25 protein-coding genes are annotated in these 25,973 nt (G+C 51.2%); 3 read left to right on the forward strand and 22 right to left on the reverse strand.

Features of this window, described 5'->3' with window-relative positions; all coding sequences use genetic code 11:
- Positions 1-116 precede the first annotated feature (116 nt).
- On the forward strand, positions 117-782 hold the full coding sequence (gene yieH, locus FEK43_RS15875; protein ID WP_135408388.1) for a 6-phosphogluconate phosphatase: 666 nt from the start codon (positions 117-119) through the stop codon (positions 780-782).
- A 196-nt stretch (positions 783-978) separates the two neighbouring features.
- Positions 979-1,566: a PF03691 family colicin E2 tolerance protein CbrC gene (gene cbrC, locus FEK43_RS15880; protein WP_135408386.1), complete on the forward strand. Its 588-nt coding sequence runs from the start codon at positions 979-981 to the stop codon at positions 1,564-1,566.
- 59 nt (positions 1,567-1,625) lie between these two features.
- On the opposite strand, the gene phoU is transcribed toward cbrC, so the two are convergent.
- The 20 genes from phoU to asnC form a co-directional block, all read right to left on the reverse strand.
- Positions 1,626-2,351, reverse strand: a complete 726-nt coding sequence (phoU, locus tag FEK43_RS15885) for a phosphate signaling complex protein PhoU (protein ID WP_130206818.1) — start codon at positions 2,349-2,351, stop codon at positions 1,626-1,628.
- A gap of 14 nt (positions 2,352-2,365) precedes the next feature.
- Complete coding sequence (gene pstB, locus FEK43_RS15890; RefSeq protein WP_000063126.1) at positions 2,366-3,139, reverse strand: phosphate ABC transporter ATP-binding protein PstB; 774 nt, start codon at positions 3,137-3,139, stop codon at positions 2,366-2,368.
- Between the two features lie 90 nt (positions 3,140-3,229).
- Complete coding sequence (gene pstA, locus FEK43_RS15895; protein ID WP_001251991.1) at positions 3,230-4,120, reverse strand: phosphate ABC transporter permease PstA; 891 nt, start codon at positions 4,118-4,120, stop codon at positions 3,230-3,232.
- The gene (gene pstC, locus FEK43_RS15900; protein ID WP_000741620.1) at positions 4,120-5,079 is read right to left on the reverse strand and encodes a phosphate ABC transporter permease PstC; all 960 of its coding nucleotides are present in this window, start codon (positions 5,077-5,079) and stop codon (positions 4,120-4,122) included. The genes pstA and pstC overlap by 1 nt, the downstream gene beginning before the upstream one ends.
- A gap of 85 nt (positions 5,080-5,164) precedes the next feature.
- Entirely contained in the window at positions 5,165-6,205 is a 1,041-nt protein-coding gene (gene pstS, locus FEK43_RS15905; RefSeq protein ID WP_135408384.1) for a phosphate ABC transporter substrate-binding protein PstS, read from the reverse strand.
- A gap of 444 nt (positions 6,206-6,649) precedes the next feature.
- On the reverse strand, positions 6,650-8,479 hold the full coding sequence (gene glmS / locus FEK43_RS15910; RefSeq protein WP_131161515.1) for a glutamine--fructose-6-phosphate transaminase (isomerizing): 1,830 nt from the start codon (positions 8,477-8,479) through the stop codon (positions 6,650-6,652).
- 162 nt (positions 8,480-8,641) lie between these two features.
- Positions 8,642-10,012: a bifunctional UDP-N-acetylglucosamine diphosphorylase/glucosamine-1-phosphate N-acetyltransferase GlmU gene (glmU, locus tag FEK43_RS15915; protein ID WP_130261122.1), complete on the reverse strand. Its 1,371-nt coding sequence runs from the start codon at positions 10,010-10,012 to the stop codon at positions 8,642-8,644.
- Positions 10,013-10,398: 386 nt separating this feature from the next.
- Positions 10,399-10,818, reverse strand: coding sequence for a F0F1 ATP synthase subunit epsilon (locus FEK43_RS15920; protein WP_001251965.1), 420 nt, complete (start codon positions 10,816-10,818; stop codon positions 10,399-10,401).
- A 20-nt stretch (positions 10,819-10,838) separates the two neighbouring features.
- Positions 10,839-12,221 (reverse strand): F0F1 ATP synthase subunit beta, encoded by a 1,383-nt coding sequence (atpD, locus tag FEK43_RS15925; RefSeq protein ID WP_000190506.1) that lies wholly within the window; start codon positions 12,219-12,221, stop codon positions 10,839-10,841.
- A gap of 26 nt (positions 12,222-12,247) precedes the next feature.
- Positions 12,248-13,111, reverse strand: a complete 864-nt coding sequence (atpG, locus tag FEK43_RS15930; RefSeq protein WP_000896501.1) for a F0F1 ATP synthase subunit gamma — start codon at positions 13,109-13,111, stop codon at positions 12,248-12,250.
- 50 nt (positions 13,112-13,161) lie between these two features.
- Complete coding sequence (gene atpA, locus FEK43_RS15935; protein WP_001176745.1) at positions 13,162-14,703, reverse strand: F0F1 ATP synthase subunit alpha; 1,542 nt, start codon at positions 14,701-14,703, stop codon at positions 13,162-13,164.
- A 12-nt stretch (positions 14,704-14,715) separates the two neighbouring features.
- The gene (gene atpH / locus FEK43_RS15940; RefSeq protein ID WP_001288587.1) at positions 14,716-15,249 is read right to left on the reverse strand and encodes a F0F1 ATP synthase subunit delta; all 534 of its coding nucleotides are present in this window, start codon (positions 15,247-15,249) and stop codon (positions 14,716-14,718) included.
- A 14-nt stretch (positions 15,250-15,263) separates the two neighbouring features.
- On the reverse strand, positions 15,264-15,734 hold the full coding sequence (gene atpF / locus FEK43_RS15945) for a F0F1 ATP synthase subunit B (RefSeq protein WP_001052219.1): 471 nt from the start codon (positions 15,732-15,734) through the stop codon (positions 15,264-15,266).
- Between the two features lie 61 nt (positions 15,735-15,795).
- Positions 15,796-16,035, reverse strand: a complete 240-nt coding sequence (gene atpE / locus FEK43_RS15950; protein WP_000429386.1) for a F0F1 ATP synthase subunit C — start codon at positions 16,033-16,035, stop codon at positions 15,796-15,798.
- A 46-nt stretch (positions 16,036-16,081) separates the two neighbouring features.
- Complete coding sequence (gene atpB, locus FEK43_RS15955; RefSeq protein ID WP_000135618.1) at positions 16,082-16,897, reverse strand: F0F1 ATP synthase subunit A; 816 nt, start codon at positions 16,895-16,897, stop codon at positions 16,082-16,084.
- A gap of 8 nt (positions 16,898-16,905) precedes the next feature.
- Positions 16,906-17,286 (reverse strand): F0F1 ATP synthase subunit I, encoded by a 381-nt coding sequence (atpI, locus tag FEK43_RS15960; protein WP_130206826.1) that lies wholly within the window; start codon positions 17,284-17,286, stop codon positions 16,906-16,908.
- Positions 17,287-17,902: 616 nt separating this feature from the next.
- A complete protein-coding gene (gene rsmG / locus FEK43_RS15965) occupies positions 17,903-18,526 on the reverse strand; it encodes a 16S rRNA (guanine(527)-N(7))-methyltransferase RsmG (protein WP_130206828.1) in 624 nt (207 codons plus the stop codon).
- A 63-nt stretch (positions 18,527-18,589) separates the two neighbouring features.
- Positions 18,590-20,479 (reverse strand): tRNA uridine-5-carboxymethylaminomethyl(34) synthesis enzyme MnmG, encoded by a 1,890-nt coding sequence (gene mnmG, locus FEK43_RS15970; RefSeq protein ID WP_135408382.1) that lies wholly within the window; start codon positions 20,477-20,479, stop codon positions 18,590-18,592.
- A 378-nt stretch (positions 20,480-20,857) separates the two neighbouring features.
- Positions 20,858-21,301: an FMN-binding protein MioC gene (mioC, locus tag FEK43_RS15975; RefSeq protein WP_130206832.1), complete on the reverse strand. Its 444-nt coding sequence runs from the start codon at positions 21,299-21,301 to the stop codon at positions 20,858-20,860.
- Between the two features lie 89 nt (positions 21,302-21,390).
- The gene (gene asnC / locus FEK43_RS15980; protein ID WP_000432970.1) at positions 21,391-21,849 is read right to left on the reverse strand and encodes a transcriptional regulator AsnC; all 459 of its coding nucleotides are present in this window, start codon (positions 21,847-21,849) and stop codon (positions 21,391-21,393) included.
- Between the two features lie 151 nt (positions 21,850-22,000).
- Between asnC and asnA the strand changes: the two genes are divergently transcribed.
- Entirely contained in the window at positions 22,001-22,993 is a 993-nt protein-coding gene (asnA, locus tag FEK43_RS15985; protein ID WP_000845136.1) for an aspartate--ammonia ligase, read from the forward strand.
- Positions 22,994-22,997: 4 nt separating this feature from the next.
- Here the strand turns inward: asnA and viaA are convergent, their stop codons facing one another.
- On the reverse strand, positions 22,998-24,449 hold the full coding sequence (gene viaA / locus FEK43_RS15990) for an ATPase RavA stimulator ViaA (protein WP_130206834.1): 1,452 nt from the start codon (positions 24,447-24,449) through the stop codon (positions 22,998-23,000).
- Complete coding sequence (gene ravA / locus FEK43_RS15995) at positions 24,443-25,939, reverse strand: ATPase RavA (protein ID WP_135408380.1); 1,497 nt, start codon at positions 25,937-25,939, stop codon at positions 24,443-24,445. The genes viaA and ravA overlap by 7 nt, the downstream gene beginning before the upstream one ends.
- Positions 25,940-25,973: the final 34 nt, after the last annotated feature.

Consider the following 25,973-nt stretch of genomic DNA (forward strand, 5'->3'; position numbering starts at 1 on the left):
TGAGACAATATGGACGGCTGAAGATAACTTTTTTTCATTGTATTTGCTTATACGGCAACGATTGCGTCATGCGAATATGCATGACGAAAACGTTAAACTAACGATAAAGGAAAGACATATCCCAGATAGAAGCGGTATTTTTCGACTGCGACGGTACGCTGGTCGACAGTGAGGTTATTTGCTCTCGAGCCTATGTCACGATGTTCAGGGAATTTGGCATTAACGTTGACCTTGAAGAAATTTTTACCCGCTTTAAAGGCGTAAAACTCTACGAAATCATCGACATCATTAGCAAAGAACAGGGCGTAGAAATAGTCCGTGCCGATGCCGAACACGTTTACCGTGCGGAAGTGGCGCGCCTGTTTGATAGCGAGCTTGAGGTGATTGCAGGAGCGAACGAATTGCTGGCTAGTGTGAAAGTGCCGATGTGCGTCGTCTCTAACGGTCCGGTCAGCAAGATGCAGCATTCGCTTGGTAAGCTCAATATGCTGCACTATTTCCCGAAAAAGTTGTTCAGTGGCTATGACATCCAACGCTGGAAGCCCGACCCGGCGTTAATGTTCCATGCGGCAAAAGCGATGAATGTGAACGTTGAAAACTGCATTCTGGTCGATGACTCCAGCGCCGGTGCGCAGTCAGGAATCGATGCCGGTATGGAGGTGTTTTACTTCTGCGCTGACCCGCACAATAAGCCGATCGTTCATCCGAAAGTCACCACCTTTACCGAGTTGGCGCAGTTACCTGCACTCTGGAAGGCACGAGGCTGGGATATTACGGCATAACGCTTCAAACTCCCTTCACTTACTCCACCCGGCAAGGCGCTCAAAGGTAAGCAAAGGGAGTTTGATATGTCAGTTCAACGTCGGGTAATGCATCACGCGTCTACCAGGATTCGGTATTTAATGTCCGAAAACAGACTCTTTAAGCTAAGCGGGATACTTTATCTTGGGGCTACTCAAAAGCAGACAGGATGTTTCTATGACTCAAAATATCAGGCCGTTACCCCTATTCAAATATCATCCAAAATCACTGGAAACAGGCGCGTTTAAGCAGGATAAAACCGTAGAGTGCGATTGCTGTGAACAACCGACGTCAGTTTATTACTCTGGTCCTTTTTATTGTGTTAATGAAGTTGAATATCTCTGTCCGTGGTGCATTGCGGACGGTTCTGCGGCAGAAAAGTTTGCAGGTAGTTTTCAGGATGATACAAACATCGAAGGCGTTGAATTTGAGTATGATGAAGAGGACGAATTTGCTGGTGTTAAGAACACATATCCTGACGAAATGCTGAAAGAGTTGGTTGAACGCACGCCAGGTTATCATGGATGGCAGCAGGAATTCTGGCTCGCACATTGTGGCGATTTCTGTGCTTTTATCGGCTATGTGGGCTGGAATGAGATAAAAGATCGCCTCGATGAATTTGCCAATCTTGAAGAAGATTGTGAAAATTTCGGTATTAAAAATTCAGATCTAGCTAAATGTTTGCAAAACGGCGGTGATTGTCAGGGGTATCTGTTCCGCTGTCTCCACTGCGGCAAGCTGAGACTGTGGGGCGATTTTTCGTAATGCTACTCTGTCCGGTAAGTTTTACCGGACAGAGTGCCTGGTGCAGCGCACGCTTAGCGTTACGCTTTCGAATCTTTCTCTGCCAGCAATTTATCCAACTCATCGCCGCCGACGTGACGGAAATCCTGACCCTTCACGTAGTAGAAGATGTATTCGCAGATATTCTGGCAGCGGTCACCGATACGTTCGATTGAACGTGCGCAAAACAGCGCAGTAAGTACGCTCGGAATGGTGCGCGAATCTTCCATCATGTAAGTCATCAGCTGGCGCACGATACCTTCGTACTCCTGATCGACTTTTTTATCTTCACGATAAATACGCACCGCTTCGTCAATATCCATGCGCGCAAACGCGTCCAGCACGTCATGCAACATCTGGATAGTGTGACGCCCCAGTGATTCCAGGCTTACCAGCAACGGCTGATGCTGCTGGGAGAATTTCTCCAGTGCAGTGCGACAGATTTTATCCGCCACGTCGCCAATACGCTCCAGCTCGGAAATGGTTTTACTGATAACCATCACCAGACGCAGGTCGCTCGCCGTCGGCTGACGTTTGGCAATAATGCGCACGCAGGCTTCATCGATTGCCACTTCCATCATGTTGACGTTTTTATCGCCTTCGATGACCCGCTTCGCCAGATCGCTGTCCTGGTTGTGCATCGCGGTGATTGCATCAGAAAGCTGCTGCTCCACCATGCCGCCCATGGTCATCACCTGCGTACGGATGCTTTCCAGTTCGGCGTTGAACTGGCCGGAAATATGTTTATTAAGATTGAGACTGTCCATAACGCACTCCTGAATCAACCGTAACGACCGGTGATGTAGTCTTCTGTTTGTTTCTTCGCTGGCTTGGTGAACAGATCGTCCGTGTTGCTGAACTCAATCAATTCGCCCAGATACATAAACGCCGTGTGGTCGGAACAACGCGCGGCCTGCTGCATGTTGTGGGTTACGATCACCACGGTGTAATCCTGCTTCAGTTCGGTGATCAGCTCTTCAATACGCCCGGTAGAGATGGGGTCGAGCGCCGAACACGGTTCGTCGAGCAGCAGCACTTCCGGGCGAATGGCGATACCACGCGCAATACACAGACGCTGTTGCTGACCGCCAGAGAGAGAGTAACCGCTCTGGTGCAATTTATCTTTGGTTTCGTTCCACAATGCGGCTTTGGTCAATGCCCACTGCACGCGCTCGTCCATGTCAGCACGGGAGAGCTTCTCAAACAGACGCACGCCAAAGGCGATGTTGTCGTAAATGGACATCGGGAACGGCGTCGGTTTCTGGAACACCATGCCCACTTTCGCACGCAGCAGAGCGATATCCTGAGTGTTGGTCAGGATGTTGTCGCCATCGAGCAGAATTTCACCTTCCGCGCGCTGCTCTGGATACAGTTCAAACATTTTGTTGAAGGTACGCAGCAGCGTCGATTTACCGCAGCCGGACGGCCCGATAAACGCCGTAACCTGGTTTTTAGCGATATCCAGGTTGATGTTTTTCAGGGCATGGAATTTGCCGTAGTAGAAGTTCAAATTACGAACCTGAATTTTACTCGGGGCAGTTTCAACCATACTCATTGCAATCTTTTCCTCATCGTGCCTGATGCACTTCGCTAATCAGGCTTACCGTAGGCCGGATAAGGCGTTCACGCCGCATCCGGCAAAGTGTTAACCGTGTTTATTCTTCGCAAATACAACGCGCGCCAGAATGTTCAGCAGCAGTACGCACAGGGTAATGATCAACACCCCGGCCCAGGCTAGTTGCTGCCATTCCGCAAACGGACTCATCGCAAACTTAAAGATCGTTACCGGCAGGTTGGCGATCGGTTGCATCATGTCCGTGCTCCAGAACTGGTTGGAGAGCGCGGTAAACAGCAGCGGCGCGGTTTCACCAGCAATACGGGCAATCGCCAGCAGGATACCGGTCATAATCCCGGACACCGACGCTTTCAGCGTAATCGCGGAGATCATCTTCCACTTCGGCGTACCCAGCGCATAAGCCGCTTCACGCAGGCTGTCCGGCACCAGTTTCAGCATGTTCTCGGTGGTGCGGATAACAATCGGCACCTGTAACAGCGCCAGTGCAATCACACCCGCCCAGCCGGAGAAGTGCTCCATCTGCGCCACCACGATGGTGTAAACAAACAGACCAACCACAATCGACGGCGCGGAGAGCAGAATGTCGTTAATAAAGCGAATCACTTCTGCCAGCCAGGATTTACGACCATATTCCGCCAGATAAATCCCAGCCATAATGCCCAGCGGCGTACCGAATACCGTGGCCCACAAAATTAACAGCCCGCTACCCGCCAGGGCGTTCGCCAGACCACCGCCTTCCGTATTTGGCGGCGGCGTCATTTCAGTGAACAGCGCCAGCGACATACCGTCGATACCGCGAGTGATGGTGGACATTAAAATCCAGATCAGCCAGAACAGACCGAAGGCCATCGTCGCCATCGAGAGCGTCAGTGCAATACGATTTTTAAGGCGGCGACGCGCCTGCATTTTGCGGCGGGATTCTGCCAGCGCCGCAGTGGTTTGCATTTCAACCATAGCCATTAGCGAGCCCCCTCATTCTTAGCCAGGCGCATAATCATAAATTTCGATGCAGCGAGGACGATGAAGGTAATCACAAACAGGATCAGGCCCAGTTCCATCAGTGCGGCAACGTGCAGACCGGATTCCGCTTCCGCAAATTCGTTGGCCAGCGCAGAGGTGATACTGTTGCCCGGCATGTACAGAGAGGCGCTGTCGAGCTGGTAGGTGTTACCGATGATAAAGGTCACTGCCATAGTTTCACCGAGCGCGCGCCCCAGACCCAGCATAATGCCGCCGATGACCCCATTTTTGGTGAACGGAAGAACGATACGCCAGATAACTTCCCAGGTGGTGCAGCCGATACCGTAGGCCGACTCTTTCATCATCACCGGGGTTTGTTCAAACACATCGCGCATAACTGCCGCAATGTACGGAATGATCATGATGGCGAGGATCACGCCTGCTGCGAGGATACCGATACCAAAGGCCGGGCCGGAGAACAGCGCGCCGACAATCGGGATATTCGACATGATATTGCCGACCGGCTCCTGGAAGTAAACAGCAAATAGCGGCGCGAAGATAAACAGGCCCCACATGCCGTAAACGATACTTGGAATGGCTGCCAGCAGCTCAATGGCGATACCCAGCGGGCGTTTCAGCCAGCCAGGCGCAAGCTCAGTCAGGAACAGGGCGATACCGAAACTCACCGGAACGGCGATCAGCAGCGCGATAAACGAAGTCACCAGCGTACCGTAGATCGGCACCAGCGCCCCGTAGATATCGTTCGGTGCATCCCACTCTTTGGTCCACAGGAAAGCCAGACCAAATTTCTGAATGCTCGGCCAGGAGGAGATGATCAGAGAGACAATAATGCCACCCAACATCAATAGCACAATCAGCGCCGCCAGTTTTACCAGCACGCTGAAAATTATGTCGCCCTTTTTACCCGGTGGGTTAAAAGCAGGCTTGGTTGCAGCCATAAGTTACTCTTCAGTTAAACGCGTTTACAAAGTCATTTTGTAATGCCGGATGCGGCGTTAACGCCTCATCCGGCCTGGAGTTTTATTAGTACAGCGGCTTACCGCTACTGTCTTTAATATTGGTCTTCCACGCAACGCGAACCTGTTCAACTACGCTATCCGGCAGACTGGCATAATCCAGGTCGTTAGCCTGTTTAGCCCCGGTTTTGTACGCCCAGTCGAAGAATTTCAGCACTTCTGTGCCTTGTTCTGGTTTCTTCTGATCTTTGTGGATCAGAATGAACGTGGTAGAGGTAATAGGCCACGCATCTTCGCCTTTCTGGTTGGTCAGATCCTGAGCGAATGTTTTGCTCCAGTCTGCGCCTTTTGCTGCATTAGCGAAGTTTTCTTCGGTCGGACTAACCGGTTTACCATCAGCGGAGATCAGTTTGGTGTACGCTAGGTTGTTCTGTTTAGCGTAAGCATATTCAACGTAACCAATCGCACCCGGCAGACGCTGAACGAACGCAGCAATACCGTCATTACCTTTGCCGCCCAGACCGGTTGGCCAGTTTACGGTAGAGCCAGAACCAATTTTGTTTTTCCACTCTTCGTTCACTTTTGCCAGGTAGCTGGTGAAGACGAAGGAAGTCCCGGAGCCATCTGCGCGGCGCACCACGGCGATGTTCTGTGAAGGCAGTTTCAGACCCGGATTCAGTTTGACGATCGCTTCGTCATCCCACTTTTTAATTTTACCCAGGTAGATGTCACCGAGGGTTTTACCATCCAGAACCAGTTCACCAGATTTCAGACCAGGCAGGTTAACCGCCAGCACCACGCCGCCAATTACGGTCGGAAACTGGAACAGACCTTCCTGAGCCAGTTTTTCGTCAGACAGCGGCGCGTCAGAAGCACCAAAATCAACGGTGTTGGCGATAATCTGTTTTACGCCACCAGAAGAACCGATACCCTGGTAGTTAACTTTATTACCGGTTTCTTTCTGGTAAGTGTCAGCCCATTTGGCATACACCGGCGCAGGGAAGGTTGCACCTGCGCCTGTCAGGCTTGCTTCTGCAAATACAGAGAAAGCGCTCATCGATAAGGTCGCGGCGACAACAGTTGCGACGGTGGTACGCATAACTTTCATAATGTCTCCTGGGAGGATTCATAAAGCATTGTTTGTTGGCTACGAGAAGCAAAATAGGACAAACAGGTGACAGTTATATGTAAGGTTTATGACAGTTTTATGACACGAAAGAAAACTCTTTTTGGCTGGTGAAAAATCAATAAGTTAGAAGTGAAAGTGACAATAGCTTGGCAGAAAAATTTTCTTTCTGTGACAGTTTAAAAATAGCTGAAGATGAGACGATGAGAGAGGGGATCGAAAAATGCCCTGCGAAAGCAGGGCATCAGATTATTGACAAAGTGCGCGTTGTTCATGCCGGATGCGGCGTGAACCTCTTATTCGGTCTACAAAATAGTGCAAATTCAATATATTGCAGTAACCACGTAGGCCTGATAAGCGTAGCGCATCAGGCAGTTTTGCGTTTGTCAGCAGTCACATGCCCTGCTTACGCAGGGCATCCATTAATTACTCAACCGTAACCGATTTTGCCAGGTTACGCGGCTGGTCAACGTCGGTGCCTTTGATCAGCGCGACGTGGTAAGCCAGTAGCTGCAGCGGAACGGTGTAGAAGATCGGTGCAATAACCTCTTCCACATGCGGCATCTCAATGATGTGCATGTTATCGCTACCGACAAAACCTGCATCCTCATCGGCGAAGACGTACAACTGACCGCCACGCGCACGAACTTCTTCAATGTTGGATTTCAGTTTTTCCAACAGTTCGTTGTTCGGTGCAACGACGATAACCGGCATATTCGCGTCAATCAGCGCCAGCGGACCGTGTTTCAGTTCGCCTGCAGCGTAGGCTTCAGCGTGAATGTAAGAGATCTCTTTCAGCTTCAATGCGCCTTCCAGCGCGATCGGGTACTGATCGCCACGGCCCAGGAACAGCGCGTGATGTTTGTCAGAGAAATCTTCCGCCAGGGCTTCAATTCGTTTGTCCTGAGACAGCATCTGCTCAATACGGTTCGGCAGCGCCTGCAGACCATGCACGATATCATGCTCAATGGAGGCATCCAGACCTTTCAGGCGAGACAGTTTCGCCACCAGCATCAACAGCACGGTTAACTGAGTGGTGAATGCTTTGGTGGACGCCACGCCAATTTCAGTACCCGCATTAGTCATCAGCGCCAGATCGGATTCACGTACCAGAGAAGAACCCGGAACGTTACAGATTGCCAGCGAGCCCAAATATCCCAGCTCTTTCGACAGACGCAGGCCAGCCAGGGTATCCGCGGTTTCGCCAGACTGCGACAGGGTGATCATCAGGCTATTGCGGCGTACTGCAGATTTGCGATAGCGGAATTCAGAGGCGATTTCGACGTCGCACGGAATACCTGCCAGCGATTCAAACCAGTAGCGGGAAACCATACCGGAGTTATAAGAAGTACCGCAGGCGAGGATCTGAATATGCTCAACCTTCGACAGCAGTTCATCCGCGTTCGGCCCCAGCTCGCTTAAATCCACCTGGCCGTGGCTGATACGCCCGGTAAGGGTGTTTTTGATCGCGTTCGGCTGTTCGTAGATCTCTTTCTGCATGTAGTGACGGTAAATACCTTTATCGCCCGCGTCATATTGCAGATTGGATTCGATATCCTGACGTTTCACTTCCGCGCCAGATTTATCGAAGATGGTTACCGAACGGCGAGTCACTTCGGCAATATCGCCCTCTTCGAGGAAGATAAAGCGACGGGTCACCGGCAGCAGCGCCAGCTGGTCAGAAGCGATAAAGTTTTCGCCCATACCGAGGCCAATAACCAACGGACTACCAGAACGTGCCGCCAGCAGGGTATCCGGGTGACGGGTATCCATAATTACCGTGCCATAAGCGCCACGCAGCTGCGGAATAGCGCGCAGAACAGCTTCACGCAGAGTGCCGCCCTGTTTCAGTTCCCAGTTCACCAGATGAGCAATAACTTCGGTGTCGGTTTCAGACACGAAGGTATAACCACGCGCTTTTAACTCTTCACGCAGCGGTTCATGATTTTCGATGATGCCGTTATGCACCACCACAATGTGTTCAGAAACATGCGGATGCGCATTCACTTCTGAAGGTTCGCCGTGCGTCGCCCAGCGAGTATGAGCAATACCCGTACCGCCATGCAGAGGATGTTCTTCCGCTGCCTGAGCCAGCATCTGGACTTTACCGAGACGACGCAGACGGGTCATATGACCTTCTGCGTCAACAACGGCCAGACCAGCAGAGTCATAACCGCGGTATTCCAGACGACGTAAACCTTCAAGAAGGATTTCTGCTACATCACGTTGCGCGATCGCGCCAACAATTCCACACATAGTTTTTGATTCCGGTTTATATCGTTGTCGGTCAACCTGTATGCCCGTTTTTTCGGGCGCCCCGAGCCTTGTAGAGAGTGGGGTTATTTTTATAGTTACTGCTTGTGGGAGGGAGATTATGTTATCTCCTCATCCCTGGAGGCCGGATTTACCCAGCCAGAATTACTTTTTCTTTACCGGACGACGCCAGCCTTCTTTTTGCGACTGCGGCACGCGGCTGATCGCCAGGGCGTTTTCGCCAACATTACGCGTCACAGTTGTACCGGCAGCAATCGTCGCACCTTTACCCACCGTTACAGGAGCCACCAGCTGGGTGTCGGAACCGACAAAGACATCATCGCCGATAATGGTTTTGAATTTATTCGCTCCATCATAGTTGCAGGTAATGGTTCCCGCACCGATGTTAACGTTATCGCCGATCTCCGCATCGCCCAGGTAAGTCAGATGACCGGCTTTCGAACCTTTACCCAGACGCGCTTTTTTCATCTCAACGAAGTTACCGACGTGTGCGCCTTCCAGCAACTCAGCACCGGGGCGCAGACGGGCAAACGGGCCGATGGTACAGGCTGCTGCCAGATTAGCATCTTCCACTACGGTATACGGGCTAATTTCGCAATCATCGCCAATCACGCTATTTTTAATCACGCATCCGGTGCCGATTTTCACGCGATTACCGAGAGTAACGTTGCCCTCGATGATAACGTTAGTATCAATTTCAACATCGCGCCCGTGAGTTAGCGTACCGCGCAGATCAAAACGGGCTGGATCGCGCAACATAACGCCTGCTAACAACAGTTTTTCAGCCTGTTCGGACTGGTAAACGCGCTCCAGACGAGAGAGTTGCAGGCGGTTATTCACGCCTTCAACTTCGCTTAAACGTTGCGGGTGAACGGCAACGATTTCACGTCCTTCCTGATACGCCAGCGAAATAATATCGGTGATGTAGTATTCGCCCTGAGCGTTATTGTTGGTCAGCTTCGCCAGCCAGCGTTTCATATCTGCGCCGTTGGCGATCAGAATGCCGGTGTTGATCTCCTGAATCTGACGCTGCTCGTCGGTGGCATCTTTGTGCTCAACAATGCCGGTAACTTTGCCGTTTTCACGGGTGATACGTCCATAACCGGTCGGATCATCCAGTTTCACTGTCAGCAGGCCAATGCCGCCCTGCGGTTTAGCATCACGCAGGCGCTGGAGTGTTTCAACAGAGATCAGCGGCACGTCGCCATAGAGCATTAAAATGTCTTCATCATCGGCAAAGAAAGGTGCGGCCTGCTGCATTGCATGACCCGTACCCAGCTGTTCTGCCTGAAGCACCCAGTTAAGGTTGTCATCTTTCAGCGCCTGTTTAAGCAGATCGCCGCCGTGGCCGTAAACCAGGTGAACGTGCGCTGCACCTAATTCATTCGCGGCATCAATGACATGCTGAACCATCGCTTTCCCGGCAAGGGTATGCAGCACTTTCGGAAGATCGGAATACATGCGAGTGCCTTTGCCTGCTGCAAGGATCACTACGCTCATAGCATTATTCAACATACGCGTCCTGACTGTAATTTGAGAACGAATTTAAACCGCTTCACATTGAAAAAACTACATTTTTTTCATCGTGAAATGGACAGGGGATAAATTGCTCAATAACGGATTATCCCCGCTGGCGAAAGAGCCATTTTCGACCATCGTCACGCCTTTTGTCTTCATAAATGTAAGACACCACCTTCATTTAAGCGTCAGGCTGATGTTTTTGCTCTTATTTCGATCAATGAATAAACAGGAAAATCAGCGAAGGATTTCGCGTAATTATAAAAATGAGTTTAATTGCGGGATATAAAAATGCGCAGGATATAGCAGAACCAATCTCGCTGCGGCGCGCGAAAAAAAGCCAGCCTGTTTCCAGACTGGCTTTTGTGCTTTTCAAGCCGGTGTTACATCGCTTTTTTGGTCAACTCGATAACGCGCAGCTGCGCGATCGCTTTGGCCAGTTCCGCAGACGCCTGAGCGTAATCTACGTCGCCGTGAGAGCTGCTAATGTGCTCTTCAGCCTTACGTTTCGCTTCCATGGCTCGCGCTTCGTCGAGATCCTGGCCGCGAATTGCGGTGTCGGCCAGAACGGTCACGTTGCCAGGCTGCACTTCAAGAATGCCGCCAGACAGATAGATAAACTCTTCGTGACCGTGCTGTTTCACGATGCGAATCATACCAGGCTTAATGGCGGTGAGCAGCGGTGCGTGGCCCGGGTAAATTCCCAGTTCACCTTCGCTACCCGTTACCTGGATTTTCTCGACCAGACCAGAGAACATTTGTTGCTCTGCGCTGACGACGTCCAGGTGGTAAGTCATTGCCATATCACCCTCCGATTAAGGCGTTAAAGTTTTTTGGCTTTTTCCACAGCTTCTTCGATGGAACCGACCATGTAGAACGCCTGCTCCGGCAGGTGATCGTATTCGCCTTCCATGATGCCTTTAAAGCCACGGATGGTGTCTTTCAGGGAGACGTATTTACCCGGAGAACCGGTGAATACTTCTGCCACGAAGAACGGCTGGGACAAGAAGCGCTGGATCTTACGAGCACGCGCTACCACCAGTTTGTCTTCTTCAGACAGTTCATCCATACCCAGGATGGCGATAATGTCTTTCAGTTCCTGATAACGTTGCAGGATGGACTGAACGCCACGCGCGGTGTCGTAGTGTTCCTGACCAACTACCAGCGGGTCCAGCTGACGGCTGGTGGAGTCCAGCGGGTCAACGGCCGGGTAGATACCCAGAGACGCGATCTGACGGCTCAGTACCACGGTTGCGTCAAGGTGCGCAAAGGTGGTTGCCGGAGACGGGTCAGTCAAGTCATCCGCAGGTACGTATACTGCCTGTACGGAGGTGATAGAACCAGTTTTGGTGGAGGTGATACGTTCTTGCAGAACGCCCATCTCTTCCGCCAGGGTCGGCTGATAACCTACCGCTGAAGGCATACGGCCCAGCAGTGCAGATACTTCCGTACCGGCCAGGGTGTAACGATAGATGTTGTCAACGAACAGCAGTACGTCACGACCTTCGTCACGGAATTTCTCAGCCATGGTCAGACCGGTCAGAGCAACGCGCAGACGGTTTCCCGGCGGCTCGTTCATCTGGCCATACACCAGGGATACTTTGTCAATAACGTTGGAGTCGGTCATTTCGTGGTAGAAGTCGTTACCCTCACGAGTACGTTCACCTACGCCCGCAAACACAGAGTAACCGGAGTGCTCGATCGCGATGTTACGAATAAGCTCCATCATGTTTACGGTTTTACCTACACCCGCACCACCGAACAGACCAACTTTACCGCCCTTAGCGAACGGACACATCAGGTCGATAACTTTGATACCGGTTTCCAGCAGTTCCTGAGAGTTTGACAGCTCTTCGTAGGAAGGTGCTGCGCGGTGAATCGCCCAACGCTCTTCTTCACCGATCTCGCCTTTCATGTCGACCGGTTCGCCCAGTACGTTCATGATACGGCCCAGAGTCGCTTTACCTACCGGGACTTCGATCGGGTGTTCGAGGTCTTTTACATCCAGACCGCGACGCAGACCGTCGGAGGAACCCATTGCGATGGTACGCACGATACCGCCGCCGAGCTGCTGCTGAACTTCCAGCACCAGACGCTCATTACCATTTTGCACCTCAAGAGCATCGTACACGCGCGGTACGGCATCCTGAGGGAATTCGACGTCAACTACGGCGCCGATTACCTGGACAATCTTTCCAGTAGCCATCTTAAATCCTCTACGAAATAACCTGTTTAAACCGCGGCGGCCCCCGAGACGATCTCGGTGAGTTCCTGAGTAATGCTGGCCTGACGAGCTTTGTTGTATACCAACTGCAGCTCTTTAATCAGGCTGCCGCCATTGTCGGTCGCGGCTTTCATCGCCACCATACGGGCGGCCTGCTCGCTGGCCAGGTTTTCAACCACGCCCTGATAAACCTGAGATTCGACATAACGACGCAGCAGGGTATCCAGCAACGCCTTCGGATCGGGTTCGTACAGGTAATCCCAGGATTTGTGTTTCAGATCATCATCATCTGATGCCGGTAACGGCAGCAGCTGGCTGATGGTCGGAACCTGAGACATGGTGTTAATAAATTTGTTGCTGACAATGTAAAGCTTGTCCAGACGGCCTTCGTCGTAGGCCTGCAACATCACTTTTACCGGACCGATCAGTTCGGACAGGGAAGGGTTATCCCCCATGCCTGTAACCTGGGCAACAACATTGCCGCCCACGGAGTTGAAGAACGACACACCTTTCGAGCCGATCATTGCGAGGTCGCATTGAACGCCTTTATCGGTCCAGGTCTTCATTTCCGCCAGCAGTTTTTTGAACAGGTTAATGTTCAAACCACCGCACAAACCACGGTCGGTCGACACCACCAGGTAGCCCACGCGTTTAACGTCGCGTTCTTCCAGGTATGGGTGCTTATATTCCAGATTACCGTGCGCAAGGTGACCAATCACTTTGCGCATGGTTTCTGCATAAGGACGGCTGGCCGCCATGCGATCCTGCGATTTACGCATTTTGGAAGCGGCGACCATCTCCATCGCTTTAGTGATCTTTTGCGTGTTCTGGACGCTTGCGATCTTACTACGTATCTCTTTTGCGCCGGCCATGAGCTTCTCCTCAATGCCTTGCGGCCTGCCCTAAGGCAAGCCGCCAGACGTTACCAGGATTGGGTTGCTTTGAAGGAATCGAGGATGCCTTTCAGCTTGCCTTCGATTTCGTCGTTGTAGCCACCGGTCTGGTTGATCTCTTGCATCAACGGAGCGTGATCACGGTCGACGTAAGCCAGCAGAGCGGCTTCGAAGCTGCCGATTTTCGACAGTTCAACATCCGCCAGGTAACCACGTTCTGCTGCGAACAGAACCAGAGACTGCTGCGCAACGGACATCGGCGCATACTGTTTCTGTTTCAACAGTTCGGTCACTTTCTGACCGTGGTCAAGCTGCTTACGAGTTGCATCGTCAAGGTCGGATGCAAACTGAGAGAACGCTGCCAGTTCACGATACTGCGCCAGAGCGGTACGGATACCACCGGACAGTTTTTTCATGATCTTGGTCTGTGCTGCACCACCAACACGGGATACGGAGATACCCGGGTTAACCGCAGGACGAATACCGGCGTTGAACAGGTTGGTTTCCAGGAAGATCTGACCATCGGTAATGGAGATTACGTTGGTCGGAACGAACGCAGAAACGTCACCCGCCTGAGTTTCGATAATCGGCAGTGCGGTCAGAGAACCGGTTTTCCCTTTCACTTCACCTTTGGTGAAGGCTTCAACGTATTCGGCGTTAACACGCGCAGCACGCTCCAGCAGACGAGAGTGGAGGTAGAATACGTCGCCCGGGAATGCTTCACGTCCTGGCGGACGACGGAGCAGCAGGGAAATCTGACGGTAAGCAACAGCCTGTTTAGACAGGTCATCGTAAATGATCAGCGCATCTTCACCGCGGTCACGGAAGTATTCGCCCATTGCGCAACCGGCATATGGCGCCAGGTATTGCAGTGCAGCGGATTCAGACGCGGTTGCTACCACAACAATGGTGTTAGCCAGAGCGCCGTGCTCTTCCAGTTTACGTACCACGTTAGAAATGGTGGACGCTTTCTGGCCGATAGCGACATAGATACATTTGATACCGGAATCGCGCTGGTTGATGATGGCATCGATTGCCAGTGCGGTTTTACCGGTCTGACGGTCACCGATGATCAATTCACGCTGACCACGACCGATTGGGATCATGGAGTCAACGGCTTTATAACCGGTCTGTACCGGCTGATCTACGGACTGACGTTCGATAACGCCCGGAGCGATTGCTTCTACAGCAGAGAAGCCGTCGTGATCCAGCGGACCTTTACCGTCGATTGGTGCACCCAGAGTGTTAACCACACGGCCCAGCAGGCCACGGCCAACCGGAACTTCCAGGATACGGCCAGTACACTTAACTTTCATGCCTTCGGCAAGGTCAGCGTACGGACCCATAACAACCGCACCTACAGAGTCGCGCTCGAGGTTCAGTGCGATAGCGTAACGGTTACCCGGCAGGGAGATCATTTCACCCTGCATACAATCGGCCAGGCCGTGAATGCGGATAACACCGTCACTTACAGAAACAATAGTACCTTCGTTGTGAGCTTCACTCACAACATTGAACTGAGCAATGCGCTGCTTGATCAGTTCGCTGATTTCGGTGGAATTCAGTTGCATGCTCCAGTCCCCTTAAGACTGCAAGACGTCTGCAAGGCGCTCAAGACGACCGCGTACGCTGCCATCAATGACCATATCACCCGCTCGGATGATAACGCCTGCCATTACAGACTTATCGATTTTGCAATTCAGCTTAACTTTGCGTGACAGACGTTTTTCCATCGCAGCAGAAATTTTCGCGAGCTGTTGTTCACTCAATGCAGCAGCGGAAATGACGTCTACCTCAGCGGTAGCCTCACTCACGGCACGCAGGTGAATAAACTGCTCCAGAACATCCGGGAGCGCGTTAAGACGACCATTTTCAGCCATAACCCGAATCAGGTTCTGACCGTTTTCGTCCAGTTGCTCACCACAAACTGCGATAAACGACTCGGCGAGCGTTTCTGGCGCCAGTGCACCAGAGAGAAGCTCTGCCATCTGTTCGTTTTTGGTTACCTCGGCGGCAAACGCCAGCATGTCCTGCCAGCGTTCTACACTTTGGTGTTCGACGGCAAAGTCAAAAGCTGCTTTGGCGTAGGGGCGAGCTACCGTAATAAATTCAGACATCAGCCCCTCCCTCCTTACAGTTCAGCGACAAGTTTATCCACGATGTCGCTGTTAGCAGCTTCATCCACGGAACGTTCGATGATCTTCTCGGCGCCAGCAACAGCCAGGATAGCAACTTGCTTACGCAGCTCTTCACGGGCACGTTTACGCTCGGCTTCAATTTCCGCCTGCGCCTGGGCCACGATTTTAGTACGTTCCTGTTCTGCCTCAGCTTTCGCTTCGTCCAGAATCTGCGAGCGGCGTTTGTTCGCCTGCTCGATGATTACCTGGGCTTCCGCTTTCGCTTTTTTCAGCTGGTCGGTCGCGCTGGCCTTTGCAAGGTCAAGGTCCTTATGTGCTCGTTCTGCAGAAGCAAGGCCGTCAGCAATTTCTTTTTGACGTTTTTCGATGGCTGCCATTAATGGCGGCCATACGTACTTCATGCAGAACAGAACGAACAGGACAAACGCGATGGCCTGGCCGAGGATTGTTGCGTTAAGATTCACAGCACAATGCCTCTATTTAGTTAACGTTCTGATATTGCTCTTTAAATAAAAGCAACGCTTACTACGCGACAGCGAACATCACGTACAGACCCAGACCTACAGCGATCATCGGGATAGCATCCACCAGACCCATAACGATAAAGAACTGAGTACGCAGCAGAGGAATCAGATCAGGTTGACGCGCTGCGCCTTCCAGGAATTTACCCCCGAGGATGCCGATACCGATCGCAGCACCGATTGCCGCCAGACCCATCATCACAGCGGCAGCCATGTACAGCAGATCCATATTCAGGTTTTCCATGACAGTCTCCAGTTTGTTTCAGTTAAAACGTAGTAGTGTTGGTAAATTAATGCTCTTCAGACGCCATCGACAGATAGACGATCGTCAGAACCATGAAGATGAAGGCTTGCAGCGTAATGATCAGGATGTGGAAAATGGCCCACGGCACATTCAGGATCCACTGTGACCACCACGGCAACAGACCAGCAATCAGAATGAAAATCAGCTCACCGGCATACATGTTACCGAACAGTCGCAAACCGAGTGAAACTGGTTTGGACAGCAGGCTTACCCCTTCAAGGATTAAGTTGACAGGAATGAACGCCCAGTGATTGAACGGCTGCAGCGTCAACTCTTTCGTGAAGCCGCCGATGCCTTTCATTTTGATGCTGTAGAACAGAATCAGGATAAATACGCCCAGTGCCATAGACAGTGTTACGTTCACGTCCGCAGACGGAACCACACGCAGTGCAGGCAGACCCAGTACATGTTCAGCAATGTACGGCAGCAGGTCGATAGGCAGTAAATCCATCAGGTTCATCAGGAACACCCAGACGAAGATCGTCAGGGCCAGCGGAGCAATCAGCTTGCTTTTGCCATGGTACATGTCTTTCACGCTACCATTAACAAAGCCGATCACCAGCTCAATCGCGGTCTGAAACTTACCTGGCACGCCGCTGGTTGCCTTTTTGGCTACGCTACGGAATAAAACCAGGAACAACAGACCCAGCACCACCGAGAAGAACATGGAGTCAATATTAATTGTCCAGAAGGTGGCTGGGGGGTTATGCGGATCCACCAGCGAGAATGTACGCAGGTCCAGCTGAAGGTTATTCAGGTGGTGTCCTATGTAATCCTGCGGCGTCATATTTTCTGAAGCCATGATGCCTTTTACCCTTTGTTGTTAATTACAGCCGGTGCCAGTATCTGAACCACCAGCACCAAAACCCACGTAACGATCAGCGGCAAGAATACCGCCTTTAAAACAGCCAACGCCACCACCAGTAACACCAACATAGCCAGAACTTTGAAAGCTTCGCCAAATGCGAACGTCCAGGCCACCCGGCCTTTCGCTGGTGTATGCGCCTGGTGACGCCAGGCAAATATCATAAAAAAAACGTTAGGCAGAAAGACTGCCAGGCCTCCACTTAACGCAGAGACGCCCCAGAAGGGGTCTTTGAGGCTGAACAGCAATCCACTTGCTATCACCACCAGTAACTGAACGAGCAGAAGCTTCCGAGCAACGTTTCGACTCAAGAGCGACACAGACATCACGTTTTTCACTCCTGCTCCCTTCGAGGTATGCCGCGTGTCGTATAAAACTTTCTTTAAGGCTTAGAGTCAAGCATCAAAAAGCGGTCAAATTATACGGTGCGCCCCCGTGATTTCAAACAATAAGTAGCCAAAAGGTGAATAAATGTTTAAATATTTTTCCAGTGCATACAATTGCGACTTTTCTGCTAACCGTGGTGGATCATGAAAAACTGTAAATAACGCGTAAACACTAGTGGTAAAGCGTGCTTCAGATCACATATCGAGCATGTTCACCCGTAGCATATTTATTTACTTGGCAAATGATGCCTTTGCAAGCTTCTGATATTTAAGTCTAAAAACAGATACTCTTTTCACAAATAGCATTTACACAACAAAAACCACCCATTGACATTCTTAATAAAACTTTAACAGACAATTATGGTTCTTAGCGCCGATTTTTAGCAGCCTGATATTTTCACTAATGACTTATTTTCTGCTTACCAAAAAAAGCCACGTTACTTTGTTGATACAAAATAGTGAACGTGGCGTTAAATGTAACCAGTTATATCAGTAGAAAACCTGGTTGTTGTTAACAGTCTAACCGGTCAATTTTTTATTATTTTTTTGATAAAAATTAAATTTTATTTGCTTTAATAACCACCAGATGACGTTCGCCATCCAGGGCGGGAACCTGAAGTTTAATCACTGATTCAACCTGATATTCTTCGGGCAACAAAGCGATTTCATCTTCCGGCATTTGCCCTTTCAGCGCGTAGAAACGGCCTTGCTCACCAGGAAGATGATGGCACCAGCTCACCATATCGTTCAGAGAGGCAAAAGCGCGGCTAATTACGCCATCAAATGGCGGCTCTGACGGAAACTCTTCTACCCTGCTCTGTACTGGCTCAATATTCTCCAGTTTAAGCTCATGTTGCACCTGACGGAGGAAACGCACGCGTTTACCAAGGCTATCCAGCAATGTGAAATGGGCTTCAGGACGCACGATGGAAAGCGGTATGCCAGGCAACCCCGGTCCGGTTCCCACATCGATAAAACGCTCACCTTGCAGATATGGAGCAACGACAATGCTGTCGAGAATATGGCGTACCAGCATCTCGTTAGGATCGCGGACCGAGGTCAGGTTGTACGCTTTATTCCATTTATGCAGCATATTTACGTAGGCAATAAGCTGATTTTTCTGGTGATCGGTAAGCGAAATTCCTGCGTCTTTCAGCAGTGAAGAGAGTTTGTTGAGCACGGTGATTACCTGTTCTTGATGCGTTGCCAGGTAAGCGGGTGCTTACCTGGCATTTTTAATGCGTTATGCGCTACGACGCAGCATACCCTGTTTTTTCAGCCACACCAGAAGAATGGAGATGGCCGCAGGCGTAACGCCAGAAATACGCGAAGCCTGACCGATAGAGGCCGGTTTGTGATCGTTAAGTTTGGCGATCACTTCGTTAGACAGACCGGATACCTGGCGGTAATCCAGCGTCGCAGGCAGCAGCGTGTTCTCGTGACGCTGTTGCTTTTCGATCTCATCTTGCTGGCGCGCAATATAACCTTCGTATTTAACCTGAATCTCAACCTGTTCCGCCGCCTGTTCGTCTGTCAACGCAGGGGAAAACGGCGTCAGCGTGGTTAATTTTTCATAAGTCATTTCCGGACGACGCAGCAGATCTTCACCACTGGCTTCACGGGAAAGCGGCGCAGTCAGGTGAGCATTCACTTCGGCTGCAGCTTCCGCTGACGGCGTTACCCAGGTTGACTTCAGGCGCTGACGCTCACGCTCGATGTTCTCAAGCTTCTCGTTAAAGCGCGCCCAGCGTTCGTCATCTACCAGACCCAGTTCACGACCGATTTCAGTCAAACGCAGATCCGCGTTATCTTCGCGCAGCATCAGACGATATTCTGCGCGGGAGGTAAACATACGGTACGGTTCTTTGGTTCCTAAAGTGCACAGGTCATCAACCAGTACGCCGAGATACGCCTGAGAACGCGCCGGAGCCCAACCTTCTTTGTCAGCAGACAGACGGGCAGCGTTAAGACCGGCCAGCAAACCTTGCGCAGCGGCTTCTTCATAACCGGTAGTGCCGTTAATCTGACCAGCAAAGAACAGGCCCTGGATAAACTTACTCTCCAGCGTTGGTTTCAGGTCACGTGGATCGAAGAAGTCATATTCGATGGCATAACCAGGACGCACGATCTTCGCATTTTCCATCCCCTGCATGGAGCGGACGATTTGCATCTGCACATCGAACGGCAGGCTGGTGGAGATACCGTTCGGATAAATTTCGTTAGACGTCAGCCCTTCCGGTTCAAGGAAGATCTGATGCTGATTTCTGTCGGCAAAGCGCATGACTTTGTCTTCGATCGACGGGCAGTAGCGTGGGCCAACACCTTCGATCACCCCCGCGTACATTGGACTGCGATCGAGGTTACTGCGGATCACATCATGGGTTTTCTCGTTGGTATGGGTGATATAACACGGAACCTGCTGGGGATGCTGGGCCGCATTGCCCATGAACGAGAATACCGGCATTGGGTTATCGCCATGCTGTTGCGCCAGCACGCTGAAGTCGATAGTGCGCGCATCGATACGCGGCGGCGTCCCGGTTTTCAGACGACCAACGCGCAGCGGCAGTTCACGCAAACGGCGAGAAAGCGGAATGGATGGCGGATCACCAGCACGGCCACCGCTGTAATTATCCAGACCGATATGAATTTTACCGTCGAGGAACGTCCCAACGGTGAGCACGACGGCTTTGGCGCGGAACTTCAGTCCCATTTGGGTGACAGCACCAACCACGCGATCGTTTTCGACAATAAGATCCTCAACCGCCTGCTGGAAGATCATCAGGTTCGGTTGGTTCTCCAGCGCCGTGCGTACCGCCTGACGGTAGAGCACACGATCCGCCTGAGCTCGGGTAGCGCGAACCGCCGGCCCTTTGCTGGCGTTTAGTATCCTAAACTGGATACCTGCCTGATCGATCGCTTTCGCCATCAGACCGCCGAGTGCGTCCACTTCTTTTACCAGATGTCCCTTCCCAATACCGCCGATCGCCGGGTTGCAGCTCATCTGCCCCAGAGTGTCGATATTGTGTGTCAAAAGCAGAGTCTGTTGACCCATACGCGCCGCGGCCATCGCAGCCTCGGTGCCTGCATGACCCCCGCCAATGATGATGACGTCAAAAGGATCCGGATAAAACATGGTGATTGCCTCGCATAACGCGGTATGAAAATGAATTGAAGCCCGGGCCGTGGATTCTACTCAACTTTGTCGGCTTGAGAAAGACCCGGGATCCTGGGTATTAAAAAGAAGATCTATTTATTTAGAGATCTGTTCTATTGTGATCTCTTATTAGGATCGCACTGCCCTGTGGATAACAAGGATCCGGCTTTTAAGATCAACAACCTGGAAAGGATCATTAACTGTGAATGATCGGTGATCCTGGACAGTATAAGCTGGGATCAGAATGAGGGGTTATGCACAACTCAAAAACTGAACAACAGTTGTTCTTTGGATAACTACCGGTTGATCCAAGCTTCCTGACAGTGTTATCCACAGTAGATCGCACGATCTGTATACTTATTTGAGTAAATTAATCCACGATCCCAGCCATTCTTCTGCCGGATCTTCCGGAATGTCGTGATCAAGGATGTTGATCTTCAGTGTTTCACCAATCTGTTTTGCACCGGAATTTTTGAGTTCTGCCTCGAGTTTATCGATGGCCCCACAAAAAGTGTCGTATTCACGACTGCCAATACCGATTGCGCCAAAGCGCACCGCAGAAAGATCGGGCTTTTGTTCCTGCAATGCTTCATAGAAAGGAGAAAGGTTGTCCGGAATATCTCCGGCACCGTGGGTTGAGCTGATAACCAGCCAGATCCCAGAGGCAGATAAATCTTCTAACAGCGGACCGTGCAGCGTTTCGGTGGTAAAACCCGCCTCTTCCAGCTTTTCAGCCAGGTGTTCTGCTACATATTCGGCACCGCCCAGGGTGCTGCCGCTGATAAGAGTGATATCTGCCATAAACCGCCACCTTTATTAAGAGTGGCGTATTGTACGCTGTGAACGCGCTGGGATCTACCTGTGGAAAAGTATGGGATTAAAAAAGCTGATCATGGCTTGATGGTGCGCATGATCGGGTTCTGCAGGACGATCAGTGTCTCAGTGGACTGAATTTCATCAATTGTTTGGATCTTGTTGATAAGTACATGCTGGAGGGCGTCGATCGAGCGGCACATTACTTTTATAAAGATGCTGTAGTGGCCGGTGGTGTAATAGGCTTCGGTGACTTCGTCGAGACTTTCCAGCTTTGCCAGCGCGGAAGGATAGTCTTTTGCGCTCTTCAGGATAATGCCGATAAAACAGCCTACGTCATAACCGAGCTGTTTTGGGCTGACGTCGATACGGGCGCCGGTAATGATCCCCGCCTGCTTCATTTTCTCTACACGAACGTGAATCGTCCCCGGGCTTACGCCAAATTGTTTCGCCAGTTCGGCGTAAGCGGTGCGTGCATTGCCCATTAATGCTTCCAGGATGCCGCGGTCCAGATTGTCGATCAGATAATTTTCCATAGGATTTTCTTATGTCTATTGATGATTTGTTCTATTTTAGCCTTCTTTTTTAACGAATCAAAAATGAGTTTGGCTTTTTATTGAATGATTATTGCATGTGTGTCGGTTTTTGTTGCTTAATCATAAGCAACAGGACGCAGGAGTATAAAAAATGAAAACCGCTTACATTGCCAAACAACGTCAAATTAGCTTCGTGAAATCTCACTTTTCTCGTCAACTGGAAGAACGCTTAGGCCTGATTGAAGTCCAGGCGCCGATTCTTAGCCGTGTGGGGGATGGCACGCAGGATAACTTGTCGGGCTGTGAAAAAGCGGTACAGGTAAAAGTGAAAGCTCTGCCTGATGCCCAGTTCGAAGTGGTTCATTCACTGGCGAAGTGGAAACGTCAGACATTAGGGCAACACGACTTCAGCGTGGGCGAAGGGCTGTACACGCACATGAAAGCCCTTCGCCCCGATGAAGACCGTCTTTCCCCGCTGCACTCGGTCTATGTTGACCAGTGGGACTGGGAACGCGTAATGGGCGACGGTGAGCGTCAATTCTCCACTCTGAAAAGCACAGTAGAGGCGATCTGGGCGGGAATTAAAGCAACCGAAGCTGCTGTTAGCGAAGAGTTTGGTCTGGCACCGTTCCTGCCGGATCAGATCCACTTCGTACACAGCCAGGAGTTACTGTCTCGTTATCCGGATCTCGATGCCAAAGGGCGTGAGCGGGCGATTGCGAAAGATCTTGGCGCGGTATTCCTCGTAGGGATTGGTGGCAAGCTGAGCGATGGTCATCGCCACGACGTGCGCGCACCGGATTATGATGACTGGAGCACCCCGTCAGAGCTGGGCCATGCGGGTCTGAACGGCGATATTCTGGTATGGAACCCAGTACTGGAAGATGCGTTTGAGCTTTCTTCCATGGGGATCCGCGTGGATGCCGACACGCTGAAGCATCAACTGGCGCTGACTGGTGATGAAGATCGTCTGCAGCTGGAATGGCATCAGGCGCTGCTGCGTGGTGAAATGCCGCAGACCATCGGTGGCGGTATTGGCCAGTCTCGTTTGACCATGCTGCTGCTGCAACTGCCGCATATTGGCCAGGTTCAGTGTGGTGTATGGCCGGCAGCTGTTCGTGAGAGCGTCCCTTCTCTGCTGTAATCGTTTATCGCCGCCAGCGTCTGAGCAGGCGGCTTCGCATCCCGGTATCAAAGCGCCAGATATGATCGAAAATGCGCATGATGCCGGGTTTGCCGTGTGCTGACATCGCCACGGCGTGAAAGCGATGCTGATGTACCCGCTGCAACTCTTTCACTTTACTCGTCACATCGTCAGGCAACCGCTGGGCGATAAAATCAGAAATCACCACCGCATCAGCGTCAAACCATTCCCGACTTTGTAAGCGTTCCATAATGGCGCGAAAACAACTGGCCAGATCGGTGCCGCCACGAAACTGCTGACTTAAAAAGCGGATCGCTTGTTCAAGACCTTGTGGGCCTGAAAGCTCGTAACGGACGATCTCGGTGGAAAATAACATAATATAGCAGCGTCGATTTTCAGCGAGGGCTATGCGCATCAAGGCCAGGCAGAACGCTTTCGCACACTGCTCATTAAAACCGCCCATTGAGCCGGAAGTATCTACGCAGACAATAAACGGTCCACGCGGTTGTTCGTCGTAATCTTTATGTACCACCGGGCGTTCGATCACTTTTTCACGCCATGATTCACCGTGCAGACGATAGGTGAGCAACTGTTTTTCCACCAGCCGACGATAAAATTCATATTCCAGTTCAGTGATGCCCAGTGTCGCCAGTTCCGGCGGCAGAAGGCGTAAAATATCATCGCTTTGTTGCAGGCCATCAACCTGCTCAGGAACGGTTGCCGGTTCGCGCACCATGGTGCGGAAGGTTTCCATCTGCGCATCGTTGCGGGGTATTGATTTGGCCTCCCGCGAACGTCCCAGCTGTTCCGCCAGACGTTTCAGTTCCGGCTGTTCGTTAAGAAATTCCCCGTATTTCACAATCAACTGATAGTCGCCGCGTTTAAGCTGACCGGCGCTCATATCCCACAGACGACCGGCTGCGGTGTTGTTATCTGCCAGAACTGGTTCGAGCTGTCCGCTTAATGTCATGCGTTCCTGAACTTCGCTCAACAGTTGTTCGCGTTCTTCTTCTAATAACTGCTGATTCAGGGTCGTCGCTTGCACAATCAGGCTTAAGCGCCAACGCTGGAGAAAAAGCGTATGCAATGACGGAGTGATAGTGCTGTTAGCATCAACCAGCTGTCGGGCTTGTTCGGCCCACGGGGAATTCAGACGATGCAGTAAGTCCAGAATCTGCGGCAGCTGCACAATAAACTGCGGCGTGGAGAGAAGCTGGCTTTGCTGATAGCACATGACCTCTTCAGTGAGTTCCGGCGGGACACGCGTATCTTTCAGACGGCTATGCAGCACCTCACGCCAGCGGGGAATATCATCGGTGATTGCCGCCTTGAGGCGCGGGAATTTTTCAAAGAATACCACCAGCTGCGGTGAGGCCAGCAGCGCGATGATCATCTCTTCGATCAATCCCTCTTCGCTGACGGCCAGCATCACATTGAGCGTATCCAGTGTTAGCATTGTTGCGCCTGGCGAATCTGGGCACCGACATCCTGTAGGCTGGCTTCAATGCGACCTAACCAGTCGCCAGGGATAAACAGACATTTTTGCTGTTCGCTGAATAAAATGTGTTGCTTACGCCAGTCGCTTTCAAGCTCTTCCAGTTGTTGTTTTATTTCATCTGGTAGACCTTCAGCCGATGAACCGGGGAGCGTCAGCATACTGCCTTGTAAACTTACATCGCGTACAACCAGATGTTGGGCGCTATCAACTTCCAGATTCAGTTTCTGGGCAAAGCCGATACCGTTCAGTTTGCCACGAATTTCACCACCTTTGCTCAGCCACTGTTCCAGCGCGCTACGCTCAAAGGAGATATGAACTACTTCCATATCATGCAGTTTTAACGGTTTTTGCAGCAGCAGAGTCAGATTGGAAGCAGTAACGTTGACAGGAAGCTGATACTGCTGACGACGGCTGAAAATGCCGCCCAGACGAATTACCGTTAAGGCTGTTTTATCGCTTTGTTGCTGCTGGAGTTGCAGACGACGTTGCACAATCGCGCCCAGGCGGGTCAACATCCCTTGCTGTTGCCAGGCATGACCGGTCATCAATAAATCAATTTGTTGTTGAATCAAATTCAGGCTTTGCGCGTCATACCACAGGCAATCTTTCAGCAAGATAAGATCAACCGGGGCAACAGCACTGCGACCACTAAAAAAAGCGCTGGCCTGCAATAAGCGGATCGCTTTTTTCCAGCGACGATCGGAGACGTAAGGCGCATCCGGTAATTTATCCAGTTGCTGGCGCAGCATAAAAATCAGCTCAAATACATGATCGGGCAGCGTAATTTCACTAATCTCTTTTTGCCAGCGTTCATATTCTTCATCAGTGACCTGCAAGGCGGCAGGAACCGGATTGTTATTTTCATCTTGTTGGCTGGTCAGCATGGAGCGGAAATTCGCTTTATCCTGCACTTTATCTAACCACAGACGAATCAGCATGCGGTCATATAACGCTTCCAGACTGCTGTCTGCTTCCGGCAGCTCGTTGGAGGCCGCCATGAGCAAGCGCATCGGGATTTTTTCGACATGAGCACCGTTACGGAATTGACGTTCGTTAATAGCGGTTAGCAGGGTATTAAGAATTGCCGGGCCAGCTTTCCAGATTTCATCCAGAAAGACGATTTCTGCTTCCGGCAGGTAACCGCTGGTTAAGCGTTCATAGCGTCCCTCATCTTTTAACGCCTGAATGGAAAGGGGGCCAAAAACTTCTTCCGGGGTGGAGAAGCGGGTCATCAGATATTCAAAATCGCGCGCATTCTGGAAGGCGAATTTTAAGCGACGGGCGATCAGACTTTTAGCAATACCTGGGGGGCCAAGCAGGAACACGCTTTCACCACTTAATGCCGCTAACAAACACAGGCGGATGGCGTGGCTACGTTCATAAAGCCCCTTTTCCAGCGCGCTGCTCAGGCGGGAAATTCTTTCCGCTAATAAATGAGGGTGAGCCATAATGAAGTGGCGTCCTTTCGTCAAAAGTTCTGCG

The sequence above is a fragment of the Escherichia sp. E2562 genome (genome assembly GCF_005781075.1).
Classification (GTDB): domain Bacteria; phylum Pseudomonadota; class Gammaproteobacteria; order Enterobacterales; family Enterobacteriaceae; genus Escherichia.